14 protein-coding genes are annotated in these 16,670 nt (G+C 37.3%); 13 read left to right on the plus strand and 1 reads right to left on the minus strand.

The annotated features are described in order from the left end of the window. Positions 1-256: 256 nt before the first annotated feature. The 12 genes from tssD (at position 257) to WH223_RS03905 (ending at position 14,682) form a co-directional block, all read left to right on the plus strand. Positions 257-664, plus strand: a complete 408-nt coding sequence (gene tssD / locus WH223_RS03850; RefSeq protein WP_340046210.1) for a type VI secretion system tube protein TssD — start codon at positions 257-259, stop codon at positions 662-664. Between the two features lie 177 nt (positions 665-841). After that, entirely contained in the window at positions 842-2,770 is a 1,929-nt protein-coding gene (locus tag WH223_RS03855; protein ID WP_340046211.1) for a type VI secretion system Vgr family protein, read from the plus strand. Positions 2,771-2,772: 2 nt separating this feature from the next. Next, positions 2,773-4,269 (plus strand): hypothetical protein, encoded by a 1,497-nt coding sequence (locus tag WH223_RS03860; RefSeq protein ID WP_340046212.1) that lies wholly within the window; start codon positions 2,773-2,775, stop codon positions 4,267-4,269. Next, the gene (locus tag WH223_RS03865; RefSeq protein WP_340046213.1) at positions 4,259-5,365 is read left to right on the plus strand and encodes a hypothetical protein; all 1,107 of its coding nucleotides are present in this window, start codon (positions 4,259-4,261) and stop codon (positions 5,363-5,365) included. Before WH223_RS03860 ends, WH223_RS03865 begins: the two co-directional genes overlap by 11 nt. A gap of 571 nt (positions 5,366-5,936) precedes the next feature. Further along, positions 5,937-6,911: a hypothetical protein gene (locus WH223_RS03870; RefSeq protein ID WP_340046214.1), complete on the plus strand. Its 975-nt coding sequence runs from the start codon at positions 5,937-5,939 to the stop codon at positions 6,909-6,911. A gap of 6 nt (positions 6,912-6,917) precedes the next feature. Then, complete coding sequence (locus tag WH223_RS03875; RefSeq protein WP_340046215.1) at positions 6,918-7,403, plus strand: DUF4280 domain-containing protein; 486 nt, start codon at positions 6,918-6,920, stop codon at positions 7,401-7,403. Beyond that, positions 7,396-9,963, plus strand: a complete 2,568-nt coding sequence (locus WH223_RS03880; protein ID WP_340046216.1) for a T6SS phospholipase effector Tle1-like catalytic domain-containing protein — start codon at positions 7,396-7,398, stop codon at positions 9,961-9,963. Before WH223_RS03875 ends, WH223_RS03880 begins: the two co-directional genes overlap by 8 nt. Positions 9,964-10,034: 71 nt before the next feature. Next, positions 10,035-11,015 (plus strand): DUF2931 family protein, encoded by a 981-nt coding sequence (locus WH223_RS03885; RefSeq protein WP_340046217.1) that lies wholly within the window; start codon positions 10,035-10,037, stop codon positions 11,013-11,015. 62 nt (positions 11,016-11,077) lie between these two features. Then, positions 11,078-12,055: a DUF2931 family protein gene (locus tag WH223_RS03890; protein WP_340046218.1), complete on the plus strand. Its 978-nt coding sequence runs from the start codon at positions 11,078-11,080 to the stop codon at positions 12,053-12,055. 62 nt (positions 12,056-12,117) lie between these two features. Next, positions 12,118-13,098 carry a DUF2931 family protein gene (locus tag WH223_RS03895; protein WP_340046219.1) on the plus strand — a complete coding sequence of 327 codons (981 nt, stop codon included), beginning with the start codon at positions 12,118-12,120 and terminating at the stop codon, positions 13,096-13,098. A 557-nt stretch (positions 13,099-13,655) separates the two neighbouring features. Next, positions 13,656-14,249, plus strand: coding sequence for a TetR/AcrR family transcriptional regulator (locus tag WH223_RS03900; protein WP_340046220.1), 594 nt, complete (start codon positions 13,656-13,658; stop codon positions 14,247-14,249). 4 nt (positions 14,250-14,253) lie between these two features. Then, complete coding sequence (locus WH223_RS03905) at positions 14,254-14,682, plus strand: GNAT family N-acetyltransferase (protein WP_340046221.1); 429 nt, start codon at positions 14,254-14,256, stop codon at positions 14,680-14,682. Positions 14,683-14,743: 61 nt separating this feature from the next. Here WH223_RS03905 and WH223_RS03910 read toward each other — a convergent pair whose 3' ends face one another. Continuing rightward, positions 14,744-15,331: an RNA polymerase sigma factor gene (locus tag WH223_RS03910; RefSeq protein WP_340046222.1), complete on the minus strand. Its 588-nt coding sequence runs from the start codon at positions 15,329-15,331 to the stop codon at positions 14,744-14,746. 138 nt (positions 15,332-15,469) lie between these two features. Between WH223_RS03910 and WH223_RS03915 the strand changes: the two genes are divergently transcribed. Further along, positions 15,470-16,651, plus strand: coding sequence for a FecR family protein (locus WH223_RS03915; protein ID WP_340046223.1), 1,182 nt, complete (start codon positions 15,470-15,472; stop codon positions 16,649-16,651). Positions 16,652-16,670: the final 19 nt, after the last annotated feature.

Here is a 16,670-nt window from a genome sequence, read left to right on the forward strand (position 1 = left end):
TCTTTTATATAGGACTTCAAGGAAGATTGTTTTCGCTGTTTAAATAGCTTTTAAGCTTGTTTTTGAGAGCTGCATTAAGCTTGTGTGCTTGTTTTTTAGTAGATCAGAATCCTCCTTATACTACGATAAAAGCCTATCTGAGCAATCGTAGTTTTACTACACTTTCTCAGATATACTTCCGATTGCTAGGAAAGGGCAAAAGGCTTTGTTAGGTTTGATATCAGTAAACTATTAATTCATTATAAATCAATTAGAAATGGCAGAAAGTAATGCAAGAGCCGTGTTGAAATTCAACGGCGGTGATGTTCAAAAAGTTTTGAAACTTCACTACAATGTAGATCGTGCAGTAGATGTGTCGGGGCGTGTGTCTTCAGATCCTTCGAATGCGATTATCAAGGTCACGGTAGAGGCTACGGATAAGTCTGATATCTTGGAGAGTTTGTTGAACGGTAAATACAAGCCTACAGCGGGCGAGGTTACCTTCAACAAGTCGCACGAAGAAGGTACGTTGATTACGCTAAATTGGGAAAACGGCTATGTGATTCAGCATTCCGTGGACTTTGATGCGGTAGACTCGAATAGTATGCTAATCAGTTTTGTGGTTAGCGCCGAGAAAATCAACTATGGCGGAGGTGCCTATGAAGGTGTCTGGCCTAGTGCTTAATTTTTAGCTGCTTAGGCTACCTTCTCTCCTATAGGATAGCCTAAGTAGCTATTTTTTGTAAAAATAGCAGTGTCTATTGCCCGCCCAGCAAGAAGACTAACAAAATATATAAGGACGAGCTTCAGTTTATGGCTCCTGTTTGTCCGTTTCGGATAGTGCATTAAAATGAAATAGCATATGATACCAGGTAACACAAAAGCAAGTAACGCTGTACTTATTGCTGCCAACGAACAGATGGGGGTATCCCATTTGGTTAAGCTCACCATTGTTGTGGAGGGCCGTTTGATTGCGAGTTACAAAGATTTCCGGTTGACTCAACATACGGGTGGGCACCACCAGTTCACCTTAGTTTTAGACCACGACTCTTTAGGTGCTGTTGAAGATCATCACATGGAGCAGGCACAGAAGCTACTGGGCAAGCGCATCTTGGTGACTTTTCGCTATCGCAACCTTACGGAAAGTCCCGAGCGTGATTTTATTGGGGTGATTACCCAAGTTGGTTTAAGTCGAGAGAATAAAAATCATGGCAATATTATATTGTCGGGCTACAGTCCCACGATACTGCTTGATGGGGCAACAAATATGCAAAGCTTCGGCGGTGATGTCACAATTTCACTAAATACGATAGCCCAAGAGGTAATTAAGCAAGGCTTGGGCACTCAAAAATATCAGGTGGCCGTAGAAACGGAGTTTGGTCATGTGACGTATAGTTGTCAATATGAGGAAACACATTACAACTATCTCGTTCGTTTGGCCAACGAACATGACGAGCAGTTTTATTATGATGGCGATACGCTACGTTTCGGCCGCTTTCCTTTTCCTGAAAAAGCGATACAGCTAACCTTTGGACGTAATGTAGATCAGGTAGATATACGGATGAAAGCTCTCCATGTGAAGCCCAGCTATTATGGCTACAATAGCAATAGGCATCAACAACTTTATACAGGTGCTAGTGATATTAAGCATCAGTCTTCTTTAGGGCAGTCTGCTTATAAAATTTCTCAGAACACTTTTACAACGCATGCTTTACAAATAGCCCCTTTGCGCGCTCACACGTCTAAGGACTTGGACGCGGCGCAAGATAGCGCTGCGGGAAGTAGATCTGTAGATACTTTTGTAACCAGCGGTCGATGCTCTATCCCTTTCTTATATCCGAGTTGTCTGGTAGAGATGGAGATGATCCGGCCAGGCACCAAAAAGGCAAGCTATTTTACGCGGTTGATGATTGTCGGTGTGGAGCATCATGTCGATAAACTGGGTAATTATACAGGTCATTTTGAGGCTGTGGGGTACGGCACAGGCCACTTACCTAAGGCTTCCTATCAGCAACCCAAAGCAGAGCCTCAGTTTGCCACCATCATTGATAACAAGGATACGCAAGGGCGGGTGCAGGTTCGCTTCGACTGGCAGAGCAAGGGCGAGCAGAGCGATTGGATACGGGTGCTAAGTCCTGATGCTGGAGCTAGCGAGCTCGTGCAGAAGAACCGTGGTTTTGTCTTTATTCCTGAAGTTGGCGACCGGGTAATGGTGGGCTTTGTGCATGGCAATCCTGATAGAGCCTATGTGATGGGCGGTTTGTTTCATGGAGGCATTGGTGCAGGTGGCTATCAGGATAATCACCTGAAGACTATTCAAACACGCAGTGGCTGTATGATACAGATTAATGACACCGAAAATGAAGGTAGTATTACGATTAATGATCCAAGTGGCAACAGCTGGTATATGGATGGCGATGGTAATGTAACGGTGACGGCGCCAGGAACGATGACCCTAAATAGTAAAACGATGAATATCAATGTTAGCGAAACAATGACGACATCTGTTGGACAGAATCAAACAAGCGTGGTAGGGATGAATAAATCGGAGAGTATTGGACAAAATGAAGTGCAAACTATCGGGGCTACCAAAACGGTATCTGTTGGCGGAAGTTTTATGACTAATGTTATTGGTAGTTTAATCGAGTTTGTGAAAGGAAATCGGGAATCTAAGGCAAAAGAAGTAAAAGAAAGCGCTAAGAATAGACAAATTATTTCAGGAGGTAACAATGATATTCATGCGCAACAGACTTTTAATAACAATAGTGGTGATAAATCAAAACTTCATTAACCATGTCTATCATACGTATAACAGAAGGAGATTTTATCTCACATATAGAAGAAGATTGGAAAGTATTTACGGAAACGTTCGACGCTTATGCTGTAGAAGGTAGTCGATTTACGGCCAAGGAAGGGACGGTCTTTGGAAAGCCGCTGAAAGCTGAAGAGGAAGCTGAAAAACATTATTTTTTGGACGGCTGGTGGAGTTCCGACCCTAAAGGGAACAATAGAATTACGAAGGCTAATATTGGACAGACGGTATATTTTACGTTTGAAATGCAGAATGTTGCTGATGGTGCAGAAATCTTAGTGTCTTTATTTGATTATGAGGGAGAAGGGTTTGAGGATGAGTATATTAAAATAGAAAAACACGGTAAAGGAGGAGAACCTATTTATTATCTTATTTTAAAAAGTAAAAGAGGTACACTGCCGCTGACCCTTAGCCCAGGCATAGAAGGTTATGCGGCGAATGATAGAGATGATGAAATTCAGCTTTATTTTTCTTGCACTTACCAGGATGATGTGATGGTTAAGCTACCCTCTAGTAAGGACAACTACCTTACCGTATATACTTGTGACAAGACTGTGGTACGTAGTTACGAAAATATAGGTTTTGGGAAATGCGAGTTTTACCAATTTAGGTATAATGATTTTATGCGAAGACATAAAGATTGCGGACATGTACCTCCTCATTATTACTATGGACCCATGTTGGAAATGAATGAGAAAACAACACGTTTCTATGACACCTACGCGCTGACCCAAGAAATGAAGAGTGCTCCTGTGAATATGCTTGCTTCAGCGATAAAAATGGAAAATCGAAATGGTGTAGATACTAAACCCCTTTTGTCACATAGTTACGGTTTTAAGTATTGTGTACGGTTTACTCAAGTACTTTATCCAAAGATGTCTTCTGTGGGTAAAGATTGGTTGATGAAAGCAAGAAAGAGATTACAGGTTCTAATGGAGGAAGGTTTGATTGATTATTCATATGAAGCTAAGTATGATAAAATTATCGACTGGATGGAGGGAAGTTTTAATGTTAATTTTAAACCTAATACGCAAGAAATTAGAATTTATGGAAATGATGATAAGGCGAAGTCTGCAAAAAAAAGAGATTATTACAAGAATATAGAGTTGATTAATCATCGATTTCAAGAATTTGCTTTTGCGACACATCCTGAGGCCTATGATCCAAAGAAAATGTCCGAATTGCCGATTATAGATTTGGCTAGGATAGGCTTATCGCCCGATCTCAAAGAATGGATTGGAGAAGGGGCTTATGGGACTTGGCTGCAGGCGGCTATTGTTGCAGCTAATATGGATTATGAAAAGCTAGTTAAAGAAAATATTAACTATTACAGTGCTGAAGATAATAATATCCTTCGCGATGCCTGGTACATCATCAAGGAAGGAATCACTAAACTTAAAAACGAGGGGTACGATTACATTATGAAAGAAGATGTAACAACATTTGTGAAAAAAAATACAGTACAACATGGAGACTAAAGGAACCTATATATTCAAATTAGGCATGTGGATAAGTTGTTTTTTATTTTCCATGCTTTCCTGCTCACCTCAAATACCTGATAATAATATGAAATGGACTGCTAAATATGATTTTTTTGATTTGTACAAGGTACGATTAGGTAAAGGAAAGTTTAATCCAGGAAGTGCGATTAGTCTTAATAAAATAGTTATCCCGAGTGAGGAGGTAATTATCTTAGGTGGAGAAAAATGGGTCTGGGAATTTAATGAAGATTTAGAAGGCCCCACAGTTGTTGTTCTTTATGTTTCTAATGACAAAGGCAAGAGCTATAAGGAGATTAATTTAGAGGATAAATATCTATATAGTTTAGAATCTAAAAGAGATTATACCTTAATTCAAACTAATTTTCGCAATGATGAGTCTAAAAAGGTTTGTAAGATTTACCTTTTGGATAATAGGACTTTTGAACTTCGTCAGGTTGATGAATATATAGAGCCTGAAGATTTTATGAATTATGGCTATCGTAATTTTGATGGTAAATTTATCATTCGCACCTATTATGGAAAAAATACTTTAGTTAATCTATTAGAAAAAGAAGAGGTATATGAAATTCCAAAGGAAGTTGTCGGTGATTATTTTTTTAATATTGGAAATCGGCAAATTGTATATAAGAAGGGTCAGCAAATATTAGCTTATGATGTAAAAACTGAAACGGTAGAAATCATAAGTCAATTAAAAGATAGCTATGATTATTTTCTTTACGAAGGAGATCAGTTATGTTTAATAAAAACTGAATTCGAAGAAGGAAGGAAGTTTCGATACGGTATTTATGATTTTTATGAAAATCAATTGTATATAAAAACGAATGAGAATGAAAGTTTCTATCGCTATAAAAATTTTGTTTGTGATTATCGCAAAATCGGCGTGAAGCCAGAAATTCGTTATTCTTATGATTATGGTAAGACATGGAAGACTCATCGTGTTCAAGGTTTTACCATTTTGCAAGATATTTTTGGTTTTTATAAGGATGAGTTTTTGGTAACGGAGGGCATTTTTTGGCATTTTGATTCACCCGAGAGCGGTGGTCGTGTTATGGTTGGTGAATTTGTGAAATAAGGTTATTTAGCAAACGTACTTTTCTTATTTTTTAGGTTTGTTTTAACCATTATGCTTAAAAACCTTTAATAGTTAATACAGTATTTATAAATCTATTAAAGCTTACGTTATTTATTTTAGAATATACTTAAATAACGATGTTTTTAGTCTAAAAAAAACGCTTTATAGACAAGACAAAAGCAAACTATGCTTTTGATAGAATACAAAATGTATTGCACAAATATTCTTTTTTCTATTGTTTTTTACCCGGTTCTTACGAGAAAATAATACGTAAGAAAAGTCTTATTTTGTCTTTTTTAAACTTTTACGGGATTTCTTAGTTCAGGCTTTACTTTATTTTAGTTTACTAAATTAAGTCGTGGTTTTGTGGATGGATTATCCTTGTTTTTTGTAGTACAAATAATTGTTCCCAATATAATGTCCTAGTACTTAATAGAGTGGTTTTTATGCTAAGCAGAGAGATGATGAGTGATAAAAAAGATTCGTTTTTAAATTCCATTTGTTGAAAACTAAATTTTACAGCGCTTGCTCTCTACGTGTTGAAGTGAATTTGACAAATTAATTAGACAGTATGCGTAAAGAAGAAGATTATATTATACTACAAATAAACGGGTTTGTTAATATCGAAGAAAGGGCGCACAGGTATGCTATTTTACCAGAAGAGTTGGTTGAATTTCATAATCTTCATTGTGGGCTTGCAGATTTGCTGAGTTTGCGATTACCAAAGTATATAGAGTACTTGTATGTCCCTAGAGTTAACTATGAAAAGCAACAGGCTACACTTGTATCAACTACGGATCTGTATCTCCCTCGTGATGAATCTGTGAATGTATATGGCGTTATCATTAATTTCCTGCCTAAAGGAACCGAGATTGATTATACCATGAAGGTAGAACGCCTCTATAAGAATGTAGAATTAACGAAATATCAAACTTTTGTCAATCGTTGCGAAGTCGATTTGCAAATTGAACAGTTTTATGAACAGGCAGGGAAGAGTTTGTATCCTCTAGAGTTGCTTATTAATCAAGATGGGAGCATCGCTCGAATGGCAAGTGGGGAGGAATCAAAAAAACGATGGAAAGAAGAGTATAGACCTCAATTCCTTCGACTTTATAAGTCTGAGCTTGCAGATGAGATGATTAAAGAGCTAGACGATGTATTCATAACTTTAGATGCTAAAGTTGCGAATCTTAAAAGGAGTTTATTTTACAAGCTTTTCTTTCTACCTATTTATCGTTATTATCCAAATTTTGAACTTGATGTAAAGCTTTCATTTTATTTCTCCCCACTGGCAAAAGAGATACTGTATGAGGTTAAGTGTCGGTTGATATCAACCTATACTGAAACGGGAAAAATGGTCGTAAGCATGAATGGTGTCGAGGTTGAAGATATTTATAATGCGCATACGGAAAAAGGGACGCTGGAACTTGTATATCTTCTTCATAAAGATACAAACGAGATATTTTCCATCAAGGCTGAGCTCACAGCGCTGGAAAAAGGGCAAGCGTATAAAGTTGTATTTCAGTTGTATGAATTAAAAAAATAGTGTGTTATGGGAACCAAGTATTTAGTATGCCAAGGTGCTACCTGTCGGTGTAATTACGGAACAGTACCTGATAAATTAAAAGTGTTGACCCAGCGGAAGCGTTACATTAACGATAAAGATGGAATAACGAAATTGATGGCTACACATAAAGATTTAGGAGCAACTTTTGAAAAAAATACTTTTGGCTCTTGTAAAAAACAGCCAACCGTGTTCGGCTATAAGACTTGTCAGGCTGTTGTGGCGGAGTGGACTGGTTTTTATGATAAGATTACACTAACCGATAATGATGGGCATGCGTTGCTTGAAGATAGTAAAGGTAGCTGCCCCATAGGAGGTAAGGACTGTATAGCGATTGTTCAACATGGACAAGAGATAGTCCTTACCGCTCAAAATGTGCATAAAGCTGCACAGGAGGTTTTGTTAGAATTATTCCCTTTTGCAGCTGTAAATAACGAAGACTTATTATCAATAAACCAAGAAGGATATGAATGAATTGCATTTGCAAACTGTTGCGCCTGCTGAAGTTGATCGTTTAGGGGTATTGACTTTGCCTAAGTCTGAATATTTTGAAGTCACGATAGCAGAATATTGGGAGGAGTTAAACCTATGTAGTAATGAAAAAAGTAGGGCTGCTGTTAAAGATAAATATAATAAGGTGGAATGGGTATGGTGTATTCTTCCGTTGAAGCGGACATTAAGTGCTATCTATAAACAGAATGTTTCTCTTAAGTCTGGGCTTGATAAGGGAGGTATTAAAACGCTTTATGTTCCTGAGTTTTTGGTCGGTGGCGGACTTTTGTATGCGGAGGCTTTTTTTCCTGAGGAAGTGCCTGTTGGTAGGTATCCATCAGGACTTTATGTTAAAGCAACGGGTACGCCTACTTTTCTTAGAGCACAATGGACAGATTTCGCTTATTTACCTATCGAGGGACGGGAATTGGCTTTTGGCTCCGAGGTATTACTTCATATCTATACAGCTGGTTTATATGGAGAAGAGATTGAGGTGAAGTTGTTTGATTATGAGTTTTTTTTTGGAAATGAGCGTGTTAATATTTCTGATGGATGGGCTTTTACTAGAAGAGTCGATATTCACGAAATGCATGACTTTGAAATTGGAAAAACAGGTTCGGGCGGGACTATTTATAAAGACGATAAAGGAAGTCAGGTACATGGAGATACTCACATACAAAAAGTGGTTATTAAAGTTAAAATAGATCATCATTGGGCCAATCTTGCGGGGAGTTTTTTGCTACGGGATAAGCTTGATCTTTTTGCAAAAGTTTATCATAATGGAAAACTGCTGGCTATTAGTGAGAAGGAGGCGGCTGAACAGCTAAAAATACGTAAAGATGGTACCTTATATGATGATCCGCAGGAAATAACCAATCAGCCCGTTTTGGTCGATGATTATGTGGATAATTTCCTTGGGGAGTTAAAATCTCCTGTAGACTTTACCATTGGTGTTTTTTTTGACGGCACGCTCAATAATCTGTACAATACGGAGCTTCGGATGAAGGTGGATGAGTCTCGAACAGGAGAGGCGTTGGTTGATGCTACAGGCTTTGGCCTAACAGATAAGGAAGCGAAGGATGTTTACCGCAAACGGCGTGGTAACAAAGTTTTTAATAATCCGAAAGAAGGATCTAGTAGTTATGAAAGTGGCCTCTCCAATCCAGCTATTTTGTTTAAAAATTATGAGATCACTGAGAAAAGTAAAACTTTAAAAATTTATGTCGAGGGAATAGGGACGCATTCTGCTCCTAAACAGCAAGGACAGAATTTAGAAGCCGAAGATTATAGAAATGATGATTTTGTGTGGGGACCTGCTTTTGGTATAGGTTCAGCGGGTATTATTGAAAAGGTACGACAAGCCATAAGGGATATTCGGTCGACTATTACTAATAACATATCGAAAAAAAATGAAGTTTTGGGCGCCCTTACGTTTGATGTTTTTGGTTTTAGTCGGGGAGCAGCGGCTGCCCGACATTTTGTTCATGTAGTTAAGCATGAGGCCTACAAGCCAAAACAATATGATGAAAATGTGTGGGATTTGCATGGAGAAGATCTCGATTCAAAGAAATACCTCAATCAACTGATGCCTGAATTTGGTTATTTGGGGCAATTGCTTCAAGAAGCAGCATTGTTAGATCTGCGGACTAGGGTTGTTATTCGTTTTGTAGGGATTTATGACACCGTTCCACATCATGGTCTGTTTCAATGGAATGATATAGAGCATTTGGGGCTTGATGATGTCAATAAAGCTAATTATGTAGTGCATATGGTTGCTGCTGATGAACATCGTTCAAACTTTAGCTTGGTAGACATCTCTTCGGTTCGGAAGGTAGCTCCTGAATCGGAGAAGAAGGGAGGTATAGAGGTTAGTTATCCAGGAGTTCATAGCGACGTGGGAGGTTCTTATGTGGAAGGATGGCCAACAAAAGCCTACAAACTAGAGACCACTTTATTAGCTAAAGACTTAGAGCTAATGCGCCAAGAGCTTATTCATAAAGGTTGGTTTAATGAGTTTGAAGCTAGTTTATTAAAGGTGTTTGTAAGGTTTAGGAGAAATAAGACCAAGGTGTATCAGTATCACTTGCAGGTTAGTAAAGAACGCTTGAGTAGTCAATACAGTTTTATTCCGTTACATCTTATGGAAGAGATTTGTGCTATGAGAAAAGTCGCGATTAATAAAGATAAGCTTTTGAAATTCTACGATTTTCAGGAAAATTGGATTACTGATAATGTGGCCTTTTTAGAAAGGGTTAAGGCTAGATTGAGAAAGCAAACCTTTGAAGGAGGAAACCCTTTCGTTTTTAAGGATTATGAAGCTTATCAGGAACCTGGTCTACTCTATGATACAGGGGTTATGGAATCTCAAGAAGCTTGGCAAAAAAGACAAGAGGCTGTACAAGAAAATCTAAAAGCAAAAATTGATAAGGAAAATGAGGATATTAAATTTCTACGTATGCATTATCTACACTGGAATTCAAGTAATAAGGGAATTAATGCGGCCAATATAGTCAGCGGGAAACGCAAAAGAAAAATACGTTAATGAAACAATTTGGAATAATTACGCTGTTGAGCATGACAATGCTACTACCGGGGTGTAAAAATGAGATAAAAATGGATAAAGAACAGGTTTCGTATAGTACTACCTTTTCGGCACCACGAGAATATCCTGCTGAAGTATATTATGGTTATTTTGCGAATAAGGAAAAAACTAAGATTGTATCAGGAGTATCAAAGGCGGGGATGGCAAATGACTCTTGGCAGTATGACGGTGCAAAAGCAGGCCAAGGGGGAAGTAGTATACCCGCTCACTTACACTTGGTTTATGTCGCTTATGCAGAAAAGAAATTTTATGAGGTAGATGCGGCTTTGCCTAGCGATAAGATATCGGCCTTATTTCAGGAAGGTTTTTTTATAGAAGGAGAGATAGATACAGACGGAAATTATCCTTGGGTTCCAGCTAGCTATAATGTCTTGACGGTAGGGGCTGCGCCAGGCGGTGTTGTTGTTGTGTGGCTATCGGGCAATCATCATCGGCGTGAAGTCTGCCGTCTGCAGGCGAAGGAAGTTGAAATTGATAAAAATAAGTTTCTTCCTTATCCTGATTTGAAAGAAAGTCAGCAAGATTTTTTTGAGTCTTTATTTAAAATTACAGTTCCCAAACCTGTACAATTGGCTATTGAAGAGAAAGGGATTCCTTATGGCTTGTGGGATAAATACCGTTTGAAGTATCGGTATCGTTTCGTGCTAGATTCCTATAAAGAGGATGATTATCTGGTACAAATTTATCGTATTAATTATAATGGAGAGCGAGAATATTTGAAGGATAGTACAGAAGTGGGACAGTATAAAAACGATGCTATACCTTATAATGTAACTTTTTCGTTTTACAAGAATAATACAGAAATCACCTTTGATGATACGGAGCTAATGAAGGTCTTTAGTGAACTCAAGCGTCAATATCCTAATGATCCGATTGATGTGGTTATTCGTCCAAAATTCAGGTATAAGGATTTTGAGATTTTTGTGCAATGTCGGGATAAACGAATACAGTTGAAAAAAATAGTTATCGAACGGGCATGGGGAATAGGCTAGTTTTTTGGTTTTTTATGCTAGGCATGATGATGCTACTTCCAGGGTGTAAAAGTGAGACAAAAATGGATAAAGAACAGTTTTCGTATAGCACTACTTTTTCAGCGCCTAAGGAATATCCTGCTGAAGTATATTATGGTTATTTTGCGAATAAGGAGAAAACAAAGATCGTAGCAGGCGTACCCAAGGCGGGGATGACCGGAGGAAGATGGCAGCTTGATGGGACTAAAGCCGGCCATGGGGGAAGTAGTATACCGGCTCATTTGCACTTGGTCTATGTCGCTTATGCAGAAAAGAAATTTTATGAGGTAGATGCAGCTTTGCCTGTCGATAAGATTTTAGCCTTATTTCAAGAGGGTTTTTTAATAAAAGGAAAGCAAGATAAGGACGGAAATAGACTTTGGGATCGAAGTACTTATAATGTATTGACTGTAGGGGTTGCCCCAGGTGATGTTGTTGTAGTTTGGTTATCCGGCAATCATCATCGGCGAGAGGTCTGTCGATTACAAGCAAAGGAGACTTTTGTTGATGTAAATAAATTTTATCAAAATGCAGATGAGGAGAATCAAGAGCAGTTTTTTGAATCGTGGTTTAAAATAGCAGTTCCTGAGCCTGTACAATTGGCTATCGAAGAGAATGGTATTCCTTATGGCTTATGGGATAAATACCGTTTAAAGTATCGGTATCGTTTCGTGCTAGATTCTTATAAAGAAGATGATTATCTGAAACAGATCTATCGGATTAATTATAATGGAGAACGAGAATATCTGAAGGATAGTACAGAAGTGGGGCAGTATAAAAACGATGCTATACCTTATTTTGTAACTTTTTCATTTTATAAGAATCATACAGAAATCATCTTTGATGATACAGAGCTAATGAAGGCTTTTAGTGAGCTGAAGCGTCAATATTCTGATGATCCAATTGATGTGGTCATTCGTCCAAAATTTAGGTATAAGGATTTTGAGATTTTTGTGCAATGCCGAAATCAGCGAATACAGTTGAAGAAAATAGTTATCGAAAAATCATGGGGAATAGGCTAGTTTTTTGGTTTTTTATGCTAGGCATGATGATGCTACTTCCAGGGTGTAAAAGTGAGACAAAAATGGATAAAGGACGGTTTTCGTATAGCACTACTTTTTCAGCGCCTAAGGAATATCCTGCTGAAGTATATTACGGTTATTTTGCGAATAAGGAGAAAACAAAGATCGTAGCAGGCGTGCCCAAGGCTGGGATGGCAAATGACTCTTGGCAGTATGATGGGGCCGAAGCCGGCCAAGGAGGTAGTAGTATACCGGCTCATTTGCATTTGGTTTATGTGGCTTATGCAGAAAAGAAATTTTATGAGGTAGATGCGGCTTTGCCAGTCGATAAGATTTTGGCTTTGTTTAAAGAAGGCTTTTTAATAAAAGATAAACAAAATGCAGAAGGGAATTATCCTTGGGTTCCGGATACTTATGATGTCTTGACTGTGGGAGCTGCCCCAGGAGGTATTGTTGTAGTTTGGTTATCCGGCAATCATCATCGGCGCGAGATTTGCCGCCTGCAAGCAAAGGAGGTTGAGATTGATAAAAATAAGTTTCTTCCTTACCCTGATTTGGAAGAAAGTCAGCAAGATTTTTTTGAGTCTTTATTTAAAATTACTGTTCCTAAATCTGTACAATTGGCCATTGAAGAGAATGGTATTCCTTATGGCTTATGGGATAAATACCGTTTAAAGTATCGGTATCGTTTCGTGCTAGATTCCTATAAGGAAGATGATTATCTAGAACAAATTTATCGAATTAATTATAATGGGGAGGCTGATTATTTGAGAGATAGTACAGAAGTTGATCAGTATAGATTGGATGCAATACCTTATAATGTAACTTTTTCATCTTATAAGAATAATACAGAAATTACTTTTGATGATGGAGAGCTCATGAAAGCCTTTCGTGAGCTGAGGCGTCAATATCCGGACGATCCGATTGATGTGGTTATTCGTCCAAAATTTAGGTACAAGGATTTTGAGATTTTTGTGCAATGCCGAGATCAGCGAATACAGTTGAAGAAAATAGTTGTCGAAAAATCATGGGGAATAGGCTAGTTTTTTTTGTTTTTATGCTAGGCATGACAATGCTACTACCGGGGTGTAAAAGTGAAATAAAAATTTAATTATAAATAGACTTTTCAATATAGGTTTCAAATCATAGTGAGCGCTATGCATTTTAAGTGCATCGGATATCTATACCAATTACTACAAACCAATTTTTTCTTTATTGCATACCCCCACTCTTTGTTTGAACTCTCTACAAAGTATTCTTCTGAATTATTTTAAGGCTTATCGAAAATACGGATGAGTACAGCTTTTATAAGCTTTTGAGTCGTTTGATATTGTGAATTAAAAAGTGCACTTTTGAGTAAGTCAACAGAAAAAGTCAAACTGTAACTCCCTTATAGAAACGTTTAACAACGACGCTTAGTCAGGACATATAGCTTATTTTAGGATTATAGAGATTGATTCGTTTCTAGTATAGTTTAAAATGACTTTTTACGTGTAATTTTTTAGCTATGAGACACAGTAAAGCGCAAACAATAACTCCTCAACCCGAACCTAAATTAAAAAAAGTGCCCTCAGGACCAGTGCGAGAAAAGACGCGTACAATGAATAAGTTGATTTTGGCTGTGGGCAAAGTTTTACAAAAGAAAGGCTATGCTGGCCTTACCATCGGAAATATTAGTACTGAGGCGGAGGTCGATAAAAAACTTATTTATCTATACTTTGGCAATGTAAATAATCTAATAGAGACCTTTCTTAAACAAAGGGATTTCTGGAATATCGCCGAAAAGGGAGTTGTTGATGAAATTCTACAAAATCCAGATGAGTTAGGAAAAGAGGCTGTTTCGAAGTTGCTGCAAAGTCAATACAATCGATTCTATAAAGACAAACTTTTTCAAAAATATATACATTGGGAGTTAGGTGAAAAGACTGAATTACTTCGAGATATTGCAAATACTAGAGCAGAAATTGGCGAAAAATTGTTTGAAAGAATTGAAAAGGATTTTTTAGTAGAAGACATTGACTTACGGTCCATATTAGCGTTGCAGATGGCCGGAATATCTTATTTAGTCTTACATGCAAAGACCAATGGAAGCCCGTTCTGTGGGCTTGATATCAATAAGTCTGATGATAAGGAGCGTGTCAATAAAAGTATCGACTACCTCGTTAACCTTTTGTATAAACAGGTGAACAAGTAGTTTCATGCAAATTGTTCCCTTTCAATTAGTCTATAAAGATCAGCTAAGAGCACTTTTTCTGGCCAGTCGGCAAAAGAGTTTTTCGTGGCTTGATACGAGTACGTATAGGTTGGATGACTTTGAGCAACAAACAGCGGGGGAATTAATTTTTGTTGCTCTGCTTGATGGTCATGTTGTTGGTTTCATATCGATATGGGAAGAAGATAATTTTATTCATCATTTATATATCGCTGAAGGGCATAAAAATCAGAAAATAGGTACTACCTTACTTACCACAGCTTGTCAATATTTGGACGGTCCTGTCCAGTTAAAATGTCTTGTTGAAAATGTGAACGCATGTTCTTTTTACAGGAAAAATGGTTTTGTAGAAAAGGAAACGGGAGATTCTGCTGAAGGAAAGTACGTTTTGATGGAGAGATTGCCTCAGCAATAATTTCCTTTTGTAATATTTTAAGTGTCTTTGTAAGTGGTCATCTGTTTTACTAACCAATTATTTATCGTACCCAGAGGAAGAAAAATAACGTTTTTAATTCTTTTTGATGTGTTGCCATGAATTTTCGTAAAAACTTCATTGCGATAACTATTTGACCGCTGACGGTCGATTTAGAAATTGATAACTCATCACTTATTTCTTGGTAGCTTTTACCTTCTAATTTGAAAAGGGTAAAAATTAATTTACGTTGTGGGGGAAGCATATTTATTCCTTCTTCTACCATTAGCCATTCTTCCTTTTTAAGATAGGCTTCTTCTACTGAAGGAGTTTCCTTATTGCCTGTTATGAGTAGATTTTCACAAACAGCCTGTGTTCGAACATTTCTACGCAAGAAGTCAATAGCCATTGAGTTGGCAATTTTTAAAAGATAGCTGTAAAAATTTTTATCTAGGTCTATAGCCTCTTTTTTAGTCCAAACTTTCAAAAAAGTGTTGTGGATAATTTCGTCCACCTCATCTGAATCCTTCAGCAAATACAATAGATTTCTATATAAAGGCATTGAATACGTTTTGTATATGTGTTCAAAGGCCTTTATGTCTCCTTTAGACATTGCTAAAAGAATAGATTTATCTATATTTTTTACATGCATCTAGCGATTCAGGTTAACGATTATGTGAATCTAGTAAAAAAAAAATGGTTGACGGAAAATATTTTTAGTTTTTGAATAGTGACTTTTTACTTCCCGTTCGTATTAGTATTAAAGGGGGGTTGAAATTTTTAATATTATATGAATAAAATAGATATTCAGTATTTGCTGAGGAAATATTTAGAAAATTCTTTGAGTACTAAAGAGAAAAGGGAGTTTGCAAGTCATCTTAATTCGGTTTCTGATAAAGAGCTTGTAGATATTCTGTCTGAAATGGAATTTTCGGCTGATTTTTCTGTCGGTATATCCGATTTAATAATAAAACATCGTACAGATAAGATTTTTGAAAATTTATTGTTAGATGAACGGTTAAATAATTTCCCAAAAGTGGTAAAAGTAAATAAGGCTCGGTTTAATCGGTCGCTGTGGATAGGAATAGCAGCCACTTTTTTACTTTTTATGGGTGTTTTTTTCTACATCAGGTATAGTGATTCAACAGTAACGATGGCTGTAAATTTAGCGAAGGATATTGACCCTGCTCAATCGATGGCTATGATTGTTCTTGAAAATGGTGATAAAATTCATGTGGATTCTACGACATCTGGTTTGGTGTATAGCAAAGCAGGACTAGAAGTGTTTATTAATAAGGAAGGGGAGGTTGTTTATAAAGATGCTACGAATAATGAGTTAACACCGCAATACTTGACTGTAAATACGCCAAAAGGCGGACATACGAAATTGAAACTTAGCGATGGGACCGTTATTGAGCTGAGTGCTGCTTCATCTATTCGCTACCCCATGAGCTTCGCAAGAGACAAACGTGAAATTTATGTGGAAGGGCAAGCTTTTTTTAAAGTTAGCCATGATGAATCAAGACCATTCATTGTGCATTCTAAGAAGCAAGATATTGAAGTGTTGGGTACGACGTTCAGTTTGACTTCGACGGCAGAGTTTGCGAAAACGTTTCTAGTAGAAGGTAGTGTTCGCATAGTTTCCGAAAAAGGTAGTTATGTGTTGAAACCTGGTCAGCAGGCCACGGTAGTAGACACAATGGATATTCGTTACTTAAGACCTGAGGTGATTAAGAGTTGGAATAACGAAAAATTTGTATTCGATAATAGTTCATTTAAGGAGATATTAAGAGAAGTGGAAAATTGGTATAATGTAAAGATGGTTTTTTACGATGCTAACTTTGTGAATATTGAATTATCAGGTACCGTTTCGCGAAACGTTCAGCTATCAGAATTATTAAAAGTTTTTGAAATAAATACAGGCTATAAATTTGAAATTGAAGGAAGGAGGGTTCTTGTAAAACGATACTAATCAAACAAAAACTAGAGGT

It is taken from the genome of Sphingobacterium sp. MYb382 (assembly GCF_037572665.1).
Classification (GTDB): Bacteria; Bacteroidota; Bacteroidia; order Sphingobacteriales; family Sphingobacteriaceae; genus Sphingobacterium.

Excerpts from the sequence above, each read along its gene's own strand:
- WH223_RS03895 (WP_340046219.1), top strand. The coding sequence starts at position 12,118 with ATGGATAAAGGACGGTTTTCGTATAGCACTACTTTTTCAGCGCCTAAG.
- WH223_RS03910 (WP_340046222.1), bottom strand. The coding sequence starts at position 15,331 with ATGCATGTAAAAAATATAGATAAATCTATTCTTTTAGCAATGTCTAAA.
- WH223_RS03890 (WP_340046218.1), top strand. The coding sequence starts at position 11,078 with ATGGATAAAGAACAGTTTTCGTATAGCACTACTTTTTCAGCGCCTAAG.
- WH223_RS03915 (WP_340046223.1), top strand. The coding sequence starts at position 15,470 with ATGAATAAAATAGATATTCAGTATTTGCTGAGGAAATATTTAGAAAAT.
- WH223_RS03905 (WP_340046221.1), top strand. The coding sequence starts at position 14,254 with ATGCAAATTGTTCCCTTTCAATTAGTCTATAAAGATCAGCTAAGAGCA.
- WH223_RS03885 (WP_340046217.1), top strand. The coding sequence starts at position 10,035 with ATGGATAAAGAACAGGTTTCGTATAGTACTACCTTTTCGGCACCACGA.
- WH223_RS03875 (WP_340046215.1), top strand. The coding sequence starts at position 6,918 with ATGGGAACCAAGTATTTAGTATGCCAAGGTGCTACCTGTCGGTGTAAT.
- WH223_RS03900 (WP_340046220.1), top strand. The coding sequence starts at position 13,656 with ATGAATAAGTTGATTTTGGCTGTGGGCAAAGTTTTACAAAAGAAAGGC.
- WH223_RS03860 (WP_340046212.1), top strand. The coding sequence starts at position 2,773 with ATGTCTATCATACGTATAACAGAAGGAGATTTTATCTCACATATAGAA.
- WH223_RS03865 (WP_340046213.1), top strand. The coding sequence starts at position 4,259 with ATGGAGACTAAAGGAACCTATATATTCAAATTAGGCATGTGGATAAGT.
- WH223_RS03855 (WP_340046211.1), top strand. The coding sequence starts at position 842 with ATGATACCAGGTAACACAAAAGCAAGTAACGCTGTACTTATTGCTGCC.
- WH223_RS03880 (WP_340046216.1), top strand. The coding sequence starts at position 7,396 with ATGAATGAATTGCATTTGCAAACTGTTGCGCCTGCTGAAGTTGATCGT.
- WH223_RS03870 (WP_340046214.1), top strand. The coding sequence starts at position 5,937 with ATGCGTAAAGAAGAAGATTATATTATACTACAAATAAACGGGTTTGTT.
- tssD (WP_340046210.1), top strand. The coding sequence starts at position 257 with ATGGCAGAAAGTAATGCAAGAGCCGTGTTGAAATTCAACGGCGGTGAT.